Consider the following 18,111-nt stretch of genomic DNA (forward strand, 5'->3'; position numbering starts at 1 on the left):
TAAGAAAATAAGCGTTATATCCTCAAAAAATAAAAAATATATAATTCTGCCATAAAGGCACTATTTCACTTTGGTAAATTATTTGTAGATTTGAATGGTATTACCAAAATTATTTTTAAAGCTGATAATTTTTTGATTATGATGAATAATTTTTCAGAAGAACTCGCAGAAGTTCTCAAAACCGCTAAAGACGAAGCCATAAGGCTGAATAATGAATTTATAAACACCGAACATATCTTATTAGGCATTATTAAAAATAACTGTATAGCAAAGAAATTATTGATAAACCTTGATCTTGATCTTGTCCAGATAAGAAGAAAAATAGAATCTCTTAACTCTAATGAAAAGATTCTCAACAGAGATTTCAACACAGATAAAATGGCTTTCACCAAAATGACCGACAAAGCTCTGAGAATAGCCGATTTGGAATGTAGCGATATGAAAGCCAAAGAAATCAATACCATCCATATGCTGCTCGGGATCACTTTCCGAGAGGAAGACCCTGTCGCTATTATGCTGGAAACCTACTCTATCAATTACAAAATATTGAAAAACGAGTATCTGAACATCACTAACGAAAATACTCCTAATCCAAAAATGGAAAACGATAATGATGAGGATAATGAAAACAGAGAATCTACCCAAAGATATAAATCTAATATTTCCACCGCTAAAAGTAAAACACCTACGCTGGACAATTTTGGGAGAGACCTCACAGCATTAGCAAAAGAGAATAAGTTAGATCCCGTTATAGGAAGAGAAAAAGAAATAGAACGCGTGTCTCAAATCTTATCCCGAAGAAAAAAGAACAATCCGCTCCTCATAGGAGAGCCCGGTGTGGGAAAATCTGCCATAGCAGAGGGATTAGCATTAAGGATACAACAGAAAAAAGTTTCCCGAATACTCTATAACAAAAGGGTTATCACCTTAGACCTCGGCAGCTTGGTAGCCGGTACCAAGTATCGTGGGCAGTTCGAAGAGAGAATGAAAGCCATTATGACAGAATTAGAAAAAAATAAAGATATCATACTCTTCATAGACGAGCTGCATACCATAGTAGGTGCAGGAGGCTCTACAGGAAGTTTAGATGCTTCTAATATGTTCAAACCCGCACTGGCAAGAGGTGAAATACAATGCATAGGGGCAACTACCTTAGATGAATACAGGCAGCATATAGAAAAAGATGGTGCACTGGAAAGGCGTTTCCAAAAAGTAATGGTAGAACCTACTTCCATAGAAGAAACCATACTGATACTTAACCAAATAAAAAATAAATACGAAGAACACCATAATGTCATCTATACCGATGATGCCATCAATGCCTGTGTAAATTTAACGGCAAGATACCTCACAGACCGTTTTCTACCTGATAAAGCCATAGATGCTATGGATGAAGCCGGCTCGAGGGTTTATATTAAAAATATGAAAGTCCCGTCCGAGATTATCGAATGCGAAGACTTATTGGAAAAAACCAAGGAGGCCAAACAAAAAGCCGTTAAACAACAAGATTATTTAAAAGCCGGACAGCTGAAAGAAGAAGAAGAACGCCTGCAAATGGAACTAAACGCCATACAAGAAAAATGGGAAGAAGACATAAAATCAAAAAAAGAAACCGTTACCGAAGAAAATGTAGCAGAAGTAGTTTCTATGATGAGCGGCATCCCTGTAACCAAAGTAGGAAAAAATGAATTGGAAAAACTTTCCAAAATGAATGAAAATCTTAACGGCAAAGTAATAGGGCAAGAAGAAGCCGTAAAGAAAGTCGTAAAAGCCATACAAAGAAACCGTGCAGGACTGAAAGACCCAAACAGACCCATAGGTACCTTTATATTCCTCGGTACCACAGGTGTGGGAAAAACCGAACTTGCCAAAGTAATGGCGAGAGAACTCTTTGACTCCGATGATGCACTTATCCGTATAGATATGAGCGAATATATGGAGAAATATGCCGTTTCCAGACTTGTAGGAGCGCCACCGGGATATGTAGGCTACGAAGAAGGCGGGCAGCTTACCGAAGCCGTAAGGAGAAAACCCTATGCCGTAGTTCTCTTGGACGAAATAGAAAAAGCACATCCGGATGTCTTCAATATTCTATTACAAATCCTTGATGAAGGGCATATAACGGACAGCTTGGGAAGAAAGGTAGATTTCAAAAATACAATTATTATCCTTACTTCTAATATTGGTACAAGAGACTTAAAAGACTTTGGAGACGGCGTAGGTTTTGGTACCTCTGCAAAAAAATCAAGTAGCGATGCCAGAGCTAAAAGTATGATAGAGAATGCTCTCAAAAAAGCCTTCTCACCTGAGTTTCTCAATAGAATAGACGATATCATCATTTTCAATGCCTTAGAAAAAGAAGATATTAAAAAGATAATAGACTTAGAACTTCAGAAGCTGTACGGAAGAATTGGAAAATTAGGCTACCAATTTACACTCACAGATGAAGCTAAAGATTTTATCATAGAGAAAGGATGGGATAAAAACTTCGGTGCAAGACCGCTGAAAAGAGCTATCCAAAAGTATATAGAAGATCTTTTAGCAGAAATGCTCGTTAATAAAAAACTTAACGAAAACGAAAATATTATCCTTGACATCAATGAGGATAAAACAGAGCTCGTAAGCAAGTAATATTCTTTCATAATAGCCATAGAACCCGCTAAATTAGGCGGGTTTTATAATTTACTTTAGTTTTATATGAACTAAATGTGAAATTAATGTTAAGTAATGTGGAAAACTATGAATAAATTTTTCTTTCATATTTAGATTTTTTTTCAATGTAATTTTAGAATTAAAAAACCAAACAGAAAATCTTCTTTTTCCCGAAGACTTTTACCGAGACTTATGCATACTACTCTTATTCATATTCAGAAAAATACTTCTTATCCACATTTGTGAATAAAGTCTATAAAACTATGATAAACAATATTTTAATATGTTAATTACTTATGAATATATTGATATCTGTGCGTAGATAAAAATCTGAAATTAGTTATCCACAAAAATAACAATACTTAACACTATACATTCATAACTTCTCTTTTTATAAAATTAAATAATAAAAATGATGATGAAATTGTTGTTGCAGGTTGTGGATTTTTTTTCAAAATAAAATTCCGATAAAAGTTTTAGAAACCTTAAATTTGTAACACGATAAAATGAAACGATTTAATTAAAAATAAAAATGAAAACAATCAACGATTTTAATTTTTCCGGCAAGAAAGCTTTAGTAAGAGTAGATTTCAATGTTCCTCAGAATGAACAGTTGGAGGTTACTGACAATACGAGAATAGTAGCAGCGAAGCCTACCATTGATAAGATTATTAACGATGGTGGCTCTGTTGTTCTGCTTACCCACCTCGGGCGTCCTAAGGGGCAAGCGGTAGATAAATTTTCTCTAAAACATATTTTAGCGGAGGTAGCCAAAGTATTGGGAAGAGAAGTTAAATTTTGTCCCGTTACCATAGGAGATGAGGCTCAAAAGATGGCTTCCGAACTTCAGCCGGGCGAGATTTTATTATTAGAGAATTTGAGGTTTAATGTGGGAGAAGAAAAAGGCGATAAAGAGTTTGCAGAGAGTATTGCAAAATTGGGAGATGTGTATGTAAATGATGCTTTTGGTACAGCGCACAGAGCCCACGCTTGTACTTCTACCATCGCAGAATTTTTCCCTGAAACTAAGTTTTTCGGTTTATTAATGGAAAAAGAGCTGAAAGCGATTGACAAAGTTTTAAATTCAGGTGAAAGACCTGTTACAGCCATCTTAGGAGGTTCTAAGGTTTCTACTAAGATTACAATCATTGAGAATATTCTTCCGGTTGTGGATAATTTGATTATCGGAGGAGGTATGGCATTTACTTTCATTAAAGCCCAAGGAGGACATATAGGTAATTCTTTGGTAGAGGAAGATAAAATGGATTTGGCTACCGAAATTTTGGCAAAAGCAAAGGCTCAAAATGTGAAAATCTATCTTCCTGTAGATGTCATTGCGGCTGATAATTTCAGTAATGATGCCAATATAAAAGAAGTAAAATCCGATGAGATACCTGAAGGCTGGATGGGACTGGATGTAGGCGAAAAAACAAGAAAAATAAATAACGATGTAATAATGAATTCCAAAACTATTCTCTGGAACGGTCCATTAGGTGTTTTCGAGATGTCTAAATTCGCAGAGGGAACGAAAGCCTTAGGGGATAGCATAGATGAAGCTACAAAATTGGGTGCTTTCTCTCTTGTAGGCGGCGGCGATAGTGTGGCATTTGTAAAACAATTCGGCTATGCGGATAAAGTTTCTTATGTTTCCACAGGCGGCGGTGCTATGCTGGAAAGTCTCGAAGGAAAAGAACTACCCGGGGTAGCTGCTATTAACAAATAAACTATTGATTTCAAATCAATTATAAGGAAGGTTAATGTTTAGCCTTCCTTTGTTTTTCACAGAGCAGAATAAGTTTGTAGATATCCAAAAATCCAAGGTGGGCTTCGGTATAGAGTAAGCGTTTTTCTATCTTCTTTTTCCAAGGTTTTGCCAAATATAGGAGCACTTGGTTCAAATGATATTTTTTTAGAAACAGATAAGCTTTGGCAAGTTTTATTTCTTTGACATTATATTGATTATCAATTAAAAAACTTAGATTATCCATCGCTTGATTTACTTTTTTCAGATAGCTTTCGTTAGTTTCCAAATCATCATTTAAAATAGGATTATCAATCTGGTCTATGCTGATGTTGTTTTTTTTCAAGTCTAATGCAAAAAGAGCGTCTTCGTATCCGTATCCACTGAGATTTTCATTGAATTTTATTTTAGAAAAAAGTAATTTATAGATACAAAAATTATTTGTTTGAAAAGAAGCATAAGGATTATTAAGTCTTGATTTAAAAGGTATATTTTCCCTATTTTTAGAAAAATACCAATGAAGAAAATATTTTGTATCCGGTTTTACTCCTTGGTCTTTTTTACCTCCTCCGAAGATGATTTTTGTGGTCTTATTATGGTTAATGAAATCAATATAATTTTTAATGAAATTTTTCTGAATAATCCGTCCATCGCAGTCTAAAAATAGCAAGTAGTCTCTGTCTGCATACTGCAAGAATAAATTTCTGATTTTAGAGCGTCCTATATTCTCTTTCAGGTAGATGAATTTAGAAACTTTATTTTCTAACTCTTTATTTAAGGCTAAGAATTTACCCTTCGAAGCATCATCTATCAATATAATTTCTGCGGATAGTTTAGAATCGGTTATTTCTCTATCCAAGTCGTAAACCAAATTTCGGACATCAAAATTATATACAGGAATACAAATCGAAATCATAGCTTATCAATGATTTTCTGGATATCAATATAATCTCTGCAAGACCAATCTCCTCTGTAGCATTCTTTGTTTCCAAACACAGAGCAGGGTCTGCAGGTGAAATCGTTTATTTGTATGGTATCATTTTCGTTTTGTCCGTATCCTAAAAATCCGGCATAGGGGTGTGTCTGCATCCATATAGAAAGACATCTGGTTCCTACGATGCTGGCTAAGTGCATGTTTGCAGAATCCATAGATATCATTGCTTTCAGGGTGGCTATTTTTTCCAATTCTTCGTTTAAACTTAGCGTTCCTGCGAGGCATTGGGTATTGGGCAGCTGTTCTTCCCATTTTTTTAGAATAGAAGTTTCCTCTTTTCCACCGCCGAAGAAGTATATCTTATATTTTTTGGATAAAATTCGGGCGAGTTCGTAGGATTTTTCTAATGGCAACATTTTCCCTTTATGTTGGGCAAAAGGCGCAAATCCTATACCTTTTTTCTCTTGAACATTAGATTTCAGCCGATGCGATAGTGTTACCTTAAATCCTAAATTCCTAAACACATCGGCATATCTTTCAGTATTTTTTTTTAGTGCTTTTTTATTGAGATTTTTGGTATCTGTAAGAATTTTTTTCTCGGCTCTTTCTTTATTAATCCTAGAAACCTTTATGCCTGAAGCCTTAAAAAAAAAGTTGAGTATTTTGGTTCTAATGATATCGTGAAGATCCGCTACGAAATCTATTTTGTATTGGCTAATAATTTCTTTATGAAGTTTTCTCAGCCCGGTAAGTCCTTTGTATTCATTGAAATCCACACCGAGGAATATAAGCCGTGGAATATCATTGAACAAATCTTTGAACATTTTTCGGGAAGCCATAACGATTTCTACTTCTGGATTTTGTTCCAAAAATTCTTTGATAACGGGAACTGTCATAGCCACATCACCAAAAGCGGAAAATCGGTATGCTAATATCAGTGTCATTTTACTTCATCTGAAAGGCTAAAGCGTAGAATTTAATCTGTTTAGTCATCTCCATAAGTCCATTGGCTCTAGTAGGAGATAGAAACTCCTGCAATCCTATTTCTTTGATGAATTCAAAATCAGAATCTATAATCTCTTTGGGTGTATGTCCACTGTAAATACCCACCAATAGAGCGATAATGCCTTTGGGCAAAATACCATCGGAATCTGCATAGAAAAATACTTTACCCTCTCTGTACTCGACATCTATCCATACTTTGGATTGGCAACCTTTGATGAGGTTTTCTTCCGTTTTTTTTGTTTCTTCTAATGGTTTCAGTTCTTTGCCTAAATCTATGATATACTCGTATTTTTGTTCCCAATCGTCTAAGAATGCGAATTCTTCTACAAGCTCTTGTTGTTTTTCTTTTATCGTCATTATTGAAATTTTTCTTAAAAAGCTATCTTGTGAGAGATAGCTTTTTATTTTTAAGAATACATTTGTTCTCTTAGGCTTTTCACTTTTTTGTCTTGCAGATACTCGTCGTAAGTCATTTGTTGGTCTATAATGCCTTTAGGAGTAAGTTCTATTATGCGGTTACAGACTGTTTCCAGCATCTCGTGGTCGTGGGAAGCGATGAGCACTGTTCCTTTGAAAGCCACTAAGGAATTGTTAAGCGTAGTGATACTCTCCAAGTCGAGGTGGTTGGTAGGTTCGTCTAATAAAAGGATATTGGCACGCTGCAACATCATTCTACTAAACATACATCTCATTTTTTCTCCTCCGGAAAGTACTTTGCAAGATTTCAGTGCTTCATCTCCCGAGAATAGCATTTTTCCTAAAAATCCTCTGATATACTCCTCGTGTCGTTCTTCATCATTTTTAGTAAATTGTCTCAGCCAATCCACGAGGTTGATATCTTCTTGGAAAAAATCAGTATTATCAAGAGGCATATAAGATTGTGTAGTTGTAATGCCCCATTGATAAGAGCCTTTATCCGCTTCTGCATTACCGGAAATAATTTGAAAAAACTCGGTAATGGCTAATGAATTACGAGAAAGTACAGCTACTTTGTCGCCTTTCTTTAGGTTGAGGTCTATATTTGAAAACAGAAGTTCTCCGTCTTTGTTTTTTTCAAGATTTTTAATGTCAAGGATTTGGTCTCCGGCTTCTCTCTCTTGTTCGAAGATGATGGCAGGATACCTTCTGGAAGACGGCTTAATGTCCTCTATATTGAGCTTATCAAGCATTTTCTTTCTTGCGGTAGCTTGTTTGGCTTTAGCTACATTAGAAGAAAACCTTGCGATGAATTCTTGCAATTCTTTTTTCTTTTCTTCGGCTTTCTTATTGGCTTGCTGTCTTTGTCTGGTTGCCAACTGAGAAGCTTGATACCAGAAAGAATAGTTCCCTGTGTAGAGGTTCAGTTTAGAATAATCCAAATCTCCGATATGCGTACAAACAGCATCCAAGAAGTGACGGTCGTGAGATACCACGATAACGGTATTTTCATAATCTGCCAAGAAATCTTCCAGCCAAGAAATGGTGTCAATGTCCAAATCGTTGGTAGGTTCATCTAAGATTAAAACATCGGGATTTCCGAAAAGAGCTTGTGCTAATAAAACTCTTACTTTGTCCTTGTTTTCCAGCTCGGACATCATTTGGTAGTGCATACTTTCCTTTACGCCTACATTAGAAAGCATAGTTTGAGCATCGGCTTCGGCATTCCAGCCTCCCATTTCATCATAGATGATACCGAGCTCTCCGGCTTTTATACCGTCTTCGTCCGAGAAATCAGGTTTTGCATAGAGGGCATCCATTTCCTCTTTTATTGTGAATAATTTTTTATTCCCTCTGAGAACGGTTTCCAGCACGGTATATTGGTCGTAGGCAAAGTGGTCTTGCTCTAATACCGACATTCTTTTTCCGCTTTCTAAGGAAACATTACCTGTAGTAGGCTCTTGTTTTCCGCTAAGGATTTTAAGGAATGTAGATTTCCCTGCCCCATTGGCACCAATGATACCATAGCAATTTCCTTTTGTAAATTTTATATTAACCTCGTCGAAAAGAACTCTTTTTCCGAATTGTAGTGATAAATTGGATACTGTTAACATATACTTTTGTAAATTTGCGCAAAAATACAAAGAAAAAATGAAATAATATCTGTGGCATATGCTTTGATATTAAGTTTCAAATGTTTGTTGGAATTGTATAATGTTGTAAGTTTGTTATAAGGCAATGGTATGAAAATTCAAAAATCGATAAATATACTAAATAAAAGAGCAAGATTTGAGTATGAGATACTGGATCAGTTGGAAGCAGGAATAGTTCTTACCGGTACGGAAATCAAAGCTTTGCGTTCTTCTAAAGCTTCTATATCAGAAAGTTTTTGCCAAATGATAGAAGGTGAAATGTTTATCATCAATATGACAATAGATGAGTATAAACTGGGGACTTTCTATAATCATAAGATAAAGAGAGAAAGAAAACTTCTTTTGCATAAAAGGGAGCTGGATAAATTTGAGAGAAAACTAAAAGACGCAGGGAATACAATAGTCCCTCTCAAGCTGTATATCAACGATAGAGGCAAAGCTAAGGTATTAATTGCATTAGCCAGAGGTAAAAAACTATACGATAAGAGACAGAGCATTAAGGATAGGGATAACAAGAGAAATCTGGATAGAATTCTTAAAAGTTAAAAAAAATCTTAAAAACTTTGGCAGTAAAGAAAAATTATATTTATTTTGCACTATTAATTATTTAATCATTTAATTCTATGAAAAATTTAAAATTAGGAATTTCAGCATTGGTGTTAGGTCTTGCATCTACTGCTTTCGCTCAGACTACTACTAACCCTTGGTTAATAGGGGTAGGTACTCATGGTGTGAACCATGTAGCTGTTGGTTCAAATTTTGGTGCTGGAGAAGTTGTTAAGACAGCATTTACAGGAAAAGACTTGTATAATATTAATAACTATGAGATTACTCCACCACTATCTAAATTAACTGTAGCAAGAAACTTAGGTCGTGCATTAGTAGTTGACTGGCAAACTACTGTAGGTAACCTTGGCAACAAGAAATTAGGAATGGAAAAAGAATTCTTCCTAATGACTGGTCTTGGTCTTCAGTTGAAAGTTGCAGGATTGTTTAACAACGAAGATTTCTGGTTCGACCCTTATGTAAGGGTAGGTGCTAACTATCTTAGACACGACTATTCGGGAATGAATATCGTAAATGGGGATGGTAAGATGATAGGTAAAGACCATTTTGCTTTGGCTACAGGTCTTGGTACTAATATTTGGTTGACTAAAAACTTTGGTGTAGGAATTCAAGGAGACTATGTATCTACACCTACTGATAAATCTAATGCGGCTAATTTCTGGCAAGCTTCAGCTACTTTGAACTTCAGATTCGGTAATACAGACAGAGATAAAGATGGTGTTCTTGATAAAGACGATCTTTGCCCTGAAACTCCTGGATTGGCTGAGTTCCAAGGTTGTCCTGATACAGATGGAGACGGAGTTCCAGATAAAGACGATCAATGTATTGATGTAGCCGGACCAAAAGAAAACAACGGATGTCCTTGGCCAGATACAGACGGAGATGGTGTATTTGATAAAGATGACCAGTGTCCTAATGAAGCCGGACCGGTAGAAAACAACGGATGTCCTTGGCCAGATAGAGATAATGATGGTGTTCTTGATAAAGATGACCAATGTCCAGATGTTCCGGGATTAGTAGAAAATAATGGATGTCCTAAAACTCAAGAACAGTATGCTACAGAAGCTACAGGAAAACTTCAAAATATCTTGTTTAACTTTAACAAAGCTACTCTAAGACCAGAATCTGACGCTAAAATCGCAGATGCTGCTGAAGTTATCAAATCTTCTAATGGTGGTACTTTCTTAGTTATCGGACATACTGATGCTAAAGGTAATTCTAACTACAACTTGAAACTTTCAAGAGAGAGAGCAGCTTCTGTAGTTAAAGCTCTTGAAGCTCACGGAGTATCTTCTGATCAATTGAAATCTAAAGGAGTAGGTTCTGCAAATGCGACTGTACCGGCTACTGCTTCTAACGAAGAAAGAATGGCTGATAGAAAAGTAGTGGTAGAAGCTGTGAACGGTGCTGCTTGGGATGCACTACAAAAATCAGATCTTTCTGTAGTAGTGAAAAAAGTAGTGAAAGTTTCTCACTCTAAAAAATCTTACAAAAGAGCAAAAAGAAGAAAATAATTAAATCTTCTAAGTTATAGAAGAAGCCGTCTCATACGAGACGGCTTATTTATTTTAATGATAGTTTAGTCGTTAAATAGATCGTGTATCGTCTTGAGTATCTTCCCAGATATTTTGAGCTTTCATTACTTGTTCTATTATATCTCTCACGGCACCTTTGCCGCCGTGTATAGGCGAAATATAGTCGGATACGGATTTTACCTCCGGAATAGCATTGATAGGACAAGTAGCTAATCCGGATGCTTTGAGTAAAGGTAAATCGGGGACATCATCGCCCATCATCAGAATGTCTTTGTCTTCTAAGTTGTATTTTGATTTAAACTTTTCGTAGTTTTCTCTCTTATCTGCAGACTGAGGATAGTAGTCTATAATGCCTAAATATGACAGCCTATGCTTGACCATAGGATCGTTTCCACCGGTAATAATTCCCATAGGAAATCCTTTTTTTATGGCTTTTGCTACGGCATATCCGTCCAGAACATTCATTGCACGGCACATACTACCATCGGGCATTAGATAGACTGTGCCATCTGTGAATACCCCATCTACATCAAAGACAAAGGCTTTGATATCTTTAAGTTTATTTTTATAGCTCATACATTTTTTGTATTGATTGATTCATTATTTTATAAATAGCCAATGCCATTTCATCTTGGATAAGATTTTCCTGGCGGACGAGAATATTCTTGTCATTCCTTACGGCAGGACCTGTTTGTGCTTGTTTCGGAGTTACTTCTTTTATTTTTTCTACAGTTTCTTCTATCAGAGGGAGAAAATACTCGAATGGAATATCCTCGCGATCCGCAATCTCCTTACCCTTAGCAAAAAGGTGATTTACAAAATTACAGACAAAAACCGCTGTAATGTGTATGTACTGCCGCTGGGTGGAATCAGCGTACATTATTTTTGGAGAAATATTTTTGATAAAGTTCTTTAATATAACTCTGTCTTCTGGAAATTGAGTTTCTATAAAAAATGGTATTTTTTTGTAATCAAGGGGCTTACTTTTGGAAAAAGTTTGGAGTGGATATAGCACGCCCTTGTGATAATTTCCTTCTAAGGCGTCTAAGGGAATAGAACCCGAAGTATGAACGACAAGAGAATAAGGATTACTAATCTTACGAGAAACCTCACCAATGGTACTATCCCGGACGGAGATAATATACAAATCTGCATCGGATAGTGTTTCTGTGGAAAATGGAACGCCTGTTTCGTAGGAGATAGAACGGAGCTGTTCTGTATTTCGTCCAAAAATTTGTACCAATGGTACTCCAGAGCCTAACAATGCTTTAGCAAGATGATAAGCTACATTTCCCGAGCCAATAATCACCGTTTTCATAAAGCAAATATAAGGAATACTATGTTACCTTATTGTGTATTTTACACAAAGTTTCTACAAAAGCATCAAGGCTTTAGTAATGAAAAACAATATTATGATTTGACTTTAATCTGTTTAATTATACTTCAATGTTGAGGGATAGAGAGTTTTCATCTTATTTCTTTATTAGCCACATCTTTACTGAACTGATACTCTATTTGAAAACAGAGAGCCAGTATCTAAACTATTTATAAACAATTTTTTTCATTTGTTTAAAGTTATTTATTACTTATCTCTTTTTTGGGAGTATTGTTTACAATAATATTCTAATCTATAGTAAAGAAAAAATATTATTATCAATATTCTTTGATTTTATATTATTTGGATAGATAAACGGTTATCACTTCGGGCTGAAATTTATTATGAGTTTTTATTTGATTATTTTTTTAGGATTTGTAATAATATAATTAATCTTACTGAAAGATAAAGAGTTATTATTGTTTTCAAACTCTATAGTGATATTATGATTTTATCTTTATCATCAAGTGTTTTCGATGATATAAAATAGAATATTTTATATATGGTACCATTATCATCTATACTCACACATCTACTTATCTTTTTTTTATTTATTTTTAAACTTTATTTTTGTATATTAGAAATATCATAAAAATACTATTAGTTGTTGCCTTTTTGAGTAATATATTCTTTGAAATTAGATAAGTTATAAATATATATATAAACTCTTATAGTATCTATAAGGACTATTTTTATTGTAATTCTTGTTTCTTTTTTGAAATTTTAATTTTTAGTAATCTATTTCTGGATTTGATAGAACCTTTAAAGAGTAATTCTCTATTATTTTTTAAAATACAAATCTTCTACGATTCTGTTGAAATTATTATTTAAAGGATTTATTTGGAGATCTTGTTTATAATTTTTTCAATTTTTTTACTTTATTTTTATAAATTAAAACTATATAAAACTTTTTCTATATTTTGCGAAAATATAGAAAAAGGAATACAAATCAAAATAATAATTAAATACGCTTTTTTCATTAGTGTTAAGATATTAATAATATGTTTTTTTATAATCCGCAAAACGAAATGTGCAAAAATATAAAACGAAATGTGCAAAAAAAACGTTACAATTACATAAAAAAGGAGAAGTTTTATCCTCCTTTTTTATATTAGCAAATAGCCTGATTTATAATGTAGAATCTTACTCTATAGATTTTAGATATAAAGCTACGGTTCTATTAGCTTTACTCTTTTCTCCTTCTAAAACATTATGATTGTTTGATATTTTTAAATTAGGATTCTTTTGTAAATCATTATATAATTGTAGTGCAAAAAATTCATCATTATATAATAACATTCGCCCTACCACTAACGGAATTATATCTTCTCCTAGATTTTTTAATTTCTGATATGAGGGAGTTAATCTTCTGTCTGCAGGATTAGAGCTTAATCCATATTTACCTGTAAACCACTCTGATTTCCAATCAAAATAAAGATTATTAAATCTATCTATATCCTCATCAGACATAGGTAGAAGGCGTCTTAACAGAGCATCATATTGGGTATGAGTAGGCGAAAACTTAGGAGTTTGCTGTCCTTTCACAAGCTCCTTAATATTTACATCAGATGATTTTTTATAATAGGCTCTCACTTTACCATAGGTGTCACTTTCTAAATCATCGGCTTTATGAGTTAAACGCTGTAATGCTCCTAATTTAGATTCCCAAACAGTTCTATCCGGAGTATACCTCACAGAAGCGTGGGTCATATAGAGAGGGTCTACGCCATTGTCTATCCCCCAAGCTTCTACATCAGCATCCTTTATATCTGTAGTTTTGGTATATCCTAATTTTTTATAAAACTCATCAAAATATTCTAGCTTGGTAGATTTCTCAGAGGGTAATAGAAATCCTCCATCTGGCCACAGCCACTCATTGGTAATTCCGAGTGTCCACGAAACACAGTTATAGCATTGCGTACTGATACTGGTTATTCTAGAAATGCTGGTATCTAATTTTGGAAAAAATGAAGTGTAAAAGAAAATTTCATTTTTGTCCAAAGGACGAGAAAAGGTAGGGATATTATCACAATGAGGATAAGGGTCTGGATCTGTCTGACTATTTGTTTTCCCTAATAAAGGCTTATTTCTACCTTCATAAAAACTTCTCAGTTGCTTTTCTTGTTGGTTGATTGTTACATTTTCTCTAGAGTTACAGCAATTAAACAGAAATAAAACTGTAAGTAACATCATTACTAAATGGTTTCTTTTCATAATATTTACTTTTTATTTCTCCAAAAATAATAAATTTTGTTTTATTATAAAACTTTTAATTAAAAGAATTGAAGGAGGATAAAATATCTCCCTTTTTCATCAACATTGAAAAACTATAATAGAATCGACTTCTCTATCAACAAACTAATATCAATAAAATATTGTTATTTCATTCTGTCTGCTTCGGTAAATAATATTTTAATAAAGATAACCAAGCCTCGGCTTACTCACACTAAACGATTAAGCATTATTTTCTCTTTATCAAAAGAGAATCATATACTTTGGAATACAAGTGAGATTTTAATATAATATTCAGAAGCTGTCTAAATTTAGAGGAATTAATTTGTTTCTATTTTCTAAGTTTTCCATCAGAAGCTCATATTCTTACATAGTCTTCTACCGTTATCAAACCGCGAAAAGGTATGCTCTATAATTCAGATTTTGGGAATAATACCATATTATATTACTGAACAAGAATTTTAACTTAATTTTGTTATTAAAAAATAAAACAGTATCTTCGCTGCCGAAAATGAGATGTAAATTATGTTAATTATCCCAGTGAAAGATGGAGAGTCCATCGACAGAGCTCTGAAAAAATACAAAAGAAAGTTTGACAAAACTGGTGTTGTACGTGCTCTAAGAGCAAAACAGCAGTATGTGAAGCCTTCTGTTGTTAGAAGACAGCAAGTATTGAAAGCAGCTCACAAACAAAAAAATCTTAGCAAAGAAGAAATGGCATAAGCCAAAACTTATCCTTTGCTATTATGAAAATCGTTCCTTAAAAAATTTAAGGAACGATTTTTGTTTTATCTTTACCATTATGATAGACAAATTTTTGGAATACATTAGCGTAGAAAAAAGATATTCGCAGCACACCATCATCGGCTACAAAAAAGATTTGGAAGATTTTTTGGATTATATAAGGGAAACAGAATCCTCCGAGGATTTGAAAAAAATGAACAAACGGGTCATTAGAAATTTTATGATAGCCCTTTCTGAACAAAACTTAACAAAAAGAACCATCAATAGAAAGCTATCCGCCCTGAGAAGTTTCTATCTCTATCTCTTGAAAATACAAGAAATAGACGCCTCTCCTATGGAGAGCATTCAGTCTCTCAAATTTTATGCAGACAAGCAAATCCCGTTCTCTAAGGAAGAGATGCAACATCTGAAAGGCATTCTGGGCACCCCTGAAAATACGCTGCCGAGACTCATTATAGAAATGCTGTACCAGACGGGAATGCGTAGGGCAGAACTATGTAATTTACTTTCAAAAAATGTAAACCTAAACAATAGGGAACTCAAAATCATTGGGAAAGGAAGTAAGGCGAGATTTGTTCCCATATCCGAAAACTTAGTCTCTGATTTACAAAACTATGACAACCAGAAAAATACGGTGCAAAAAGAAAGTCTGTATTTCTTTTCCAAAGAAGACGGAAAAAAAATATCCGAAAAATTTGTGTATTCTACCGTAAATACCTACCTCAGTCTTGTCACTTCTAAGAAGAAAAAAAGCCCACATATACTGAGGCATAGTTTTGCCACTCATGTATTGGAGAATGGGGCAGAAATTTCTAAAGTGAAAAAAATTTTGGGCCACGCTAGTTTAGCCTCTACGCAAGTCTATACTGATGCCAATATTGAAAAACTAAAATCCGTGATAAAAAACGCTCACCCGAGAAATAAAAAGTAAGTATTAACCAGTATAAAAATAAAGTTATGAAGATTACAATTCAGGCGATGGGGCTTACCCCTCACGAACCTTTGGAAGAGTACCTTAATAAAAAACTAAACAAATTAGAAACTTTCTACGACAAGATACAGGAATGTAAAGTTTTCCTGAAAGTAGAGAACGCATCGGATAAAGAAAACAAAACTGCGGAAGTGCTTCTATCTGTGCCGGGAGACGACATCGTAGTCAAGAAAACTTGTGCCAGCTTTGAGGAAGCTCTTGATAAATGTACAGATGCTGCCAAAAAGTTACTAATCAAGAAAAAAGAAAAGCAATAAAAAATTTATTGAAAAAAAAACTTAAAAATTTTTAGGTTTCAAAAAAACTTTATATATTTGCACTCGCAAAACAGAATAGCAGTTCTTTTGAAATCTAATGCCTCCATAGCTCAGTTGGCCAGAGCACGTGATTTGTAATCTCGGGGTCGTGGGTTCGAATCCCTCTGGAGGCTCATAAAAATTGTCGGGGAGATACCAGAGTGGCCAAATGGGACGGACTGTAACTCCGTTGTCGTGAGACTTCGCAGGTTCGAATCCTGCTCTCCCCACATTTTTTTAGTGAAAATTTGCAAGGTTTTAGAATTTGTCTTAAATTTGCAGAACAATACCAACAAAAATAATGCGGAAGTAGCTCAGTTGGTAGAGCGTCAGCCTTCCAAGCTGAATGTCGCGGGTTCGACCCCCGTCTTCCGCTCAAAGAAAATCACAATCCGAGTTTGGGCTGTGATTTTTTTATAAGCCGTTATAGCTCAGGGGTAGAGCGCTTCCTTGGTAAGGAAGAGGTCTCGGGTTCAAATCCCGATAATGGCTCTGAAAAATAAAAAAGTAAGATGCTGACATACAGTATCTTACTTTTTTATTAGGATATGCTAAAATTAATCCCTGCTTTTTTGTAACGAATTTATAAGTCTTCTTATATGAAGAAACGAAAAAGAAAGGAAAATTAACACACTTATAAAACTACAAACAATTCTCCATATTTCAGCATTTGAAAAGCAAAGCTTGAAAAAGATATAGAGAGGAATAGTAGGAACAATACAAATCCTAAAAAACCAGTAAAAAGCATTAGACTCTCTCATAATATGATGTTTTTGATTGTCCAAATGTAAAAAAAAAATCATTCCACGAAGAAAAAAAAGTAAAAAATCAAACCAACCTTATCTCTTTTCTTCTTTTTTTGTATTTTTGTGATATATTTTATTGCAATGTACAAGTCTTTCATTCGTCCTATTCTTTTTAATTTTGACCCCGAAAAAGTTCATCATTTTACATTTAGATTTCTTAAAATTTTATTCAGGATTCCATTCGTGAAAGGTATAAGCCAATCTTTCTATGAAATAAAAGATAAACGGCTGGAAAGAAATATATTTGGATTAACATTCAAAAATCCTGTGGGATTGGCTGCCGGCTTCGACAAAGATGCCAAACTGTACCGAGAACTCTCCGCAATGGGGTTTGGCTTTATAGAAATAGGGACACTAACGCCCAAAGGACAGCCCGGCAATGACAAAAAGAGACTTTTCAGACTGATAGAAGACTCTGCCATCATCAATAGAATGGGCTTTAATAACAAAGGTGTGGAAAACGCCGTGAAAAGACTTAAGAAAAATAAAAATGTATTAGTCGGCGGCAATATAGGGAAAAATAAATTAACCCCCAATGAAAAAGCCGAAGAGGATTATTTAATATGCTTTCGTTCGCTGTACGATTATGTAGATTATTTTGTGGTAAACGTAAGCTCCCCAAACACGCCAAATCTTAGGGCGTTACAAGATAAAGAACCTCTGACAAAGCTTTTGAACACGCTGCAAGCAGAGAACCATTCTCACGAAAAACCGAAGCCCATCTTGCTAAAAATAGCACCGGACTTAACCGACGAACAGCTTTTAGACATTATAGATATTGTAAAAGAGACTAAAATATCGGGTGTCATAGCGACCAATACAACAATATCAAGAAAAGGTCTACACTCCGCCAACCAAACGGAAAGCGGAGGACTATCCGGAAAACCTTTGACAAAACGCTCTACGGAAGTCATTAAATTTTTATCAGAAAAAAGTCAAAATGCATTCCCTATTATCGGAGTAGGGGGTATCCATACTGCTGAAGATGCTTTAGAGAAATTGCGTGCAGGTGCCAGTTTGATACAACTTTATACGGGTTTTATTTATGAGGGACCCTCTCTTGTAAAAAAAATAAATAAACAAATTTTAGAACAATATTAACTAAAATATCTATATTTGCAGAGTGCTATATAGTGTATAATTTTCGGTCCTGAATTTATATTT

15 protein-coding genes and 4 tRNA genes are annotated in these 18,111 nt (G+C 34.5%); 12 read left to right on the forward strand and 7 right to left on the reverse strand.

Features of this window, described 5'->3' with window-relative positions; all coding sequences use genetic code 11:
* Positions 1–135: 135 nt before the first annotated feature.
* Positions 136–2,631 (forward strand): ATP-dependent Clp protease ATP-binding subunit, encoded by a 2,496-nt coding sequence (locus BLS89_RS06870; RefSeq protein WP_221403657.1) that lies wholly within the window; start codon positions 136–138, stop codon positions 2,629–2,631.
* A gap of 553 nt (positions 2,632–3,184) precedes the next feature.
* Entirely contained in the window at positions 3,185–4,375 is a 1,191-nt protein-coding gene (locus BLS89_RS06875; protein ID WP_092736897.1) for a phosphoglycerate kinase, read from the forward strand.
* A 31-nt stretch (positions 4,376–4,406) separates the two neighbouring features.
* On the opposite strand, the gene BLS89_RS06880 is transcribed toward BLS89_RS06875, so the two are convergent.
* From BLS89_RS06880 to BLS89_RS06895, 4 genes are read right to left on the reverse strand one after another with little or no spacing between them, the layout of a single operon-like run.
* A complete protein-coding gene (locus tag BLS89_RS06880) occupies positions 4,407–5,309 on the reverse strand; it encodes a glycosyltransferase family 2 protein (protein WP_092736898.1) in 903 nt (300 codons plus the stop codon).
* Positions 5,306–6,271 (reverse strand): glycosyltransferase family 9 protein, encoded by a 966-nt coding sequence (locus BLS89_RS06885; protein WP_092736900.1) that lies wholly within the window; start codon positions 6,269–6,271, stop codon positions 5,306–5,308. The genes BLS89_RS06880 and BLS89_RS06885 overlap by 4 nt, the downstream gene beginning before the upstream one ends.
* A gap of 1 nt (position 6,272) precedes the next feature.
* On the reverse strand, positions 6,273–6,689 hold the full coding sequence (locus BLS89_RS06890; protein WP_092736902.1) for a SufE family protein: 417 nt from the start codon (positions 6,687–6,689) through the stop codon (positions 6,273–6,275).
* Positions 6,690–6,739: 50 nt separating this feature from the next.
* The gene (locus BLS89_RS06895; protein WP_092736904.1) at positions 6,740–8,362 is read right to left on the reverse strand and encodes an ABC-F family ATP-binding cassette domain-containing protein; all 1,623 of its coding nucleotides are present in this window, start codon (positions 8,360–8,362) and stop codon (positions 6,740–6,742) included.
* Between the two features lie 129 nt (positions 8,363–8,491).
* Between BLS89_RS06895 and smpB the strand changes: the two genes are divergently transcribed.
* Positions 8,492–8,947, forward strand: a complete 456-nt coding sequence (smpB, locus tag BLS89_RS06900; protein ID WP_092736905.1) for an SsrA-binding protein SmpB — start codon at positions 8,492–8,494, stop codon at positions 8,945–8,947.
* Between the two features lie 77 nt (positions 8,948–9,024).
* The gene (locus BLS89_RS06905) at positions 9,025–10,482 is read left to right on the forward strand and encodes an OmpA family protein (RefSeq protein WP_092736907.1); all 1,458 of its coding nucleotides are present in this window, start codon (positions 9,025–9,027) and stop codon (positions 10,480–10,482) included.
* A 72-nt stretch (positions 10,483–10,554) separates the two neighbouring features.
* Here the strand turns inward: BLS89_RS06905 and BLS89_RS06910 are convergent, their stop codons facing one another.
* From BLS89_RS06910 to BLS89_RS06920, 3 genes are all read right to left on the reverse strand, one after another.
* Complete coding sequence (locus BLS89_RS06910) at positions 10,555–11,079, reverse strand: KdsC family phosphatase (RefSeq protein ID WP_092736909.1); 525 nt, start codon at positions 11,077–11,079, stop codon at positions 10,555–10,557.
* Positions 11,069–11,821 (reverse strand): Rossmann-like and DUF2520 domain-containing protein, encoded by a 753-nt coding sequence (locus tag BLS89_RS06915; protein ID WP_092736911.1) that lies wholly within the window; start codon positions 11,819–11,821, stop codon positions 11,069–11,071. Before BLS89_RS06915 ends, BLS89_RS06910 begins: the two co-directional genes overlap by 11 nt.
* Positions 11,822–13,021: 1,200 nt before the next feature.
* Complete coding sequence (locus BLS89_RS06920; protein WP_092736913.1) at positions 13,022–14,092, reverse strand: DUF7689 domain-containing protein; 1,071 nt, start codon at positions 14,090–14,092, stop codon at positions 13,022–13,024.
* 543 nt (positions 14,093–14,635) lie between these two features.
* On the opposite strand from BLS89_RS06920, the gene rpsU reads away from it, so the two are divergent.
* The 8 genes from rpsU to BLS89_RS06960 all read left to right on the forward strand — a co-directional run bounded on the left by rpsU (position 14,636) and on the right by BLS89_RS06960 (position 18,048).
* Positions 14,636–14,833, forward strand: coding sequence for a 30S ribosomal protein S21 (gene rpsU, locus BLS89_RS06925; protein WP_092736915.1), 198 nt, complete (start codon positions 14,636–14,638; stop codon positions 14,831–14,833).
* 79 nt (positions 14,834–14,912) lie between these two features.
* Positions 14,913–15,785 (forward strand): tyrosine-type recombinase/integrase, encoded by an 873-nt coding sequence (locus BLS89_RS06930; protein ID WP_092736917.1) that lies wholly within the window; start codon positions 14,913–14,915, stop codon positions 15,783–15,785.
* 26 nt (positions 15,786–15,811) lie between these two features.
* Positions 15,812–16,102 carry a ribosome hibernation-promoting factor, HPF/YfiA family gene (hpf, locus tag BLS89_RS06935; protein WP_092736919.1) on the forward strand — a complete coding sequence of 97 codons (291 nt, stop codon included), beginning with the start codon at positions 15,812–15,814 and terminating at the stop codon, positions 16,100–16,102.
* 99 nt (positions 16,103–16,201) lie between these two features.
* Positions 16,202–16,275: transfer RNA gene (locus BLS89_RS06940), tRNA-Thr, on the forward strand.
* Positions 16,276–16,288: 13 nt separating this feature from the next.
* Positions 16,289–16,371 (forward strand) — tRNA-Tyr (locus BLS89_RS06945).
* A 73-nt stretch (positions 16,372–16,444) separates the two neighbouring features.
* A tRNA-Gly gene (locus tag BLS89_RS06950) sits at positions 16,445–16,517 on the forward strand.
* Positions 16,518–16,561: 44 nt separating this feature from the next.
* Positions 16,562–16,633, forward strand: a tRNA-Thr gene (locus BLS89_RS06955).
* A gap of 395 nt (positions 16,634–17,028) precedes the next feature.
* On the forward strand, positions 17,029–18,048 hold the full coding sequence (locus tag BLS89_RS06960; protein ID WP_092736921.1) for a quinone-dependent dihydroorotate dehydrogenase: 1,020 nt from the start codon (positions 17,029–17,031) through the stop codon (positions 18,046–18,048).
* Positions 18,049–18,111: the final 63 nt, after the last annotated feature.

The organism is Riemerella columbipharyngis (assembly GCF_900101995.1).
GTDB lineage: Bacteria > Bacteroidota > Bacteroidia > Flavobacteriales > Weeksellaceae > Riemerella > Riemerella columbipharyngis.

What these genes read in the sequence shown, in the direction of transcription:
- BLS89_RS06960 (WP_092736921.1), top strand. Translation starts at nt 17,029, where the DNA reads ATGTACAAGTCTTTCATTCGTCCTATTCTTTTTAATTTTGACCCCGAA.
- BLS89_RS06905 (WP_092736907.1), top strand. Translation starts at nt 9,025, where the DNA reads ATGAAAAATTTAAAATTAGGAATTTCAGCATTGGTGTTAGGTCTTGCA.
- BLS89_RS06915 (WP_092736911.1), bottom strand. Translation starts at nt 11,821, where the DNA reads ATGAAAACGGTGATTATTGGCTCGGGAAATGTAGCTTATCATCTTGCT.
- BLS89_RS06880 (WP_092736898.1), bottom strand. Translation starts at nt 5,309, where the DNA reads ATGATTTCGATTTGTATTCCTGTATATAATTTTGATGTCCGAAATTTG.
- BLS89_RS06910 (WP_092736909.1), bottom strand. Translation starts at nt 11,079, where the DNA reads ATGAGCTATAAAAATAAACTTAAAGATATCAAAGCCTTTGTCTTTGAT.
- BLS89_RS06890 (WP_092736902.1), bottom strand. Translation starts at nt 6,689, where the DNA reads ATGACGATAAAAGAAAAACAACAAGAGCTTGTAGAAGAATTCGCATTC.
- BLS89_RS06895 (WP_092736904.1), bottom strand. Translation starts at nt 8,362, where the DNA reads ATGTTAACAGTATCCAATTTATCACTACAATTCGGAAAAAGAGTTCTT.
- BLS89_RS06920 (WP_092736913.1), bottom strand. Translation starts at nt 14,092, where the DNA reads ATGAAAAGAAACCATTTAGTAATGATGTTACTTACAGTTTTATTTCTG.
- BLS89_RS06930 (WP_092736917.1), top strand. Translation starts at nt 14,913, where the DNA reads ATGATAGACAAATTTTTGGAATACATTAGCGTAGAAAAAAGATATTCG.
- hpf (WP_092736919.1), top strand. Translation starts at nt 15,812, where the DNA reads ATGAAGATTACAATTCAGGCGATGGGGCTTACCCCTCACGAACCTTTG.
- rpsU (WP_092736915.1), top strand. Translation starts at nt 14,636, where the DNA reads ATGTTAATTATCCCAGTGAAAGATGGAGAGTCCATCGACAGAGCTCTG.
- smpB (WP_092736905.1), top strand. Translation starts at nt 8,492, where the DNA reads ATGAAAATTCAAAAATCGATAAATATACTAAATAAAAGAGCAAGATTT.
- BLS89_RS06875 (WP_092736897.1), top strand. Translation starts at nt 3,185, where the DNA reads ATGAAAACAATCAACGATTTTAATTTTTCCGGCAAGAAAGCTTTAGTA.
- BLS89_RS06885 (WP_092736900.1), bottom strand. Translation starts at nt 6,271, where the DNA reads ATGACACTGATATTAGCATACCGATTTTCCGCTTTTGGTGATGTGGCT.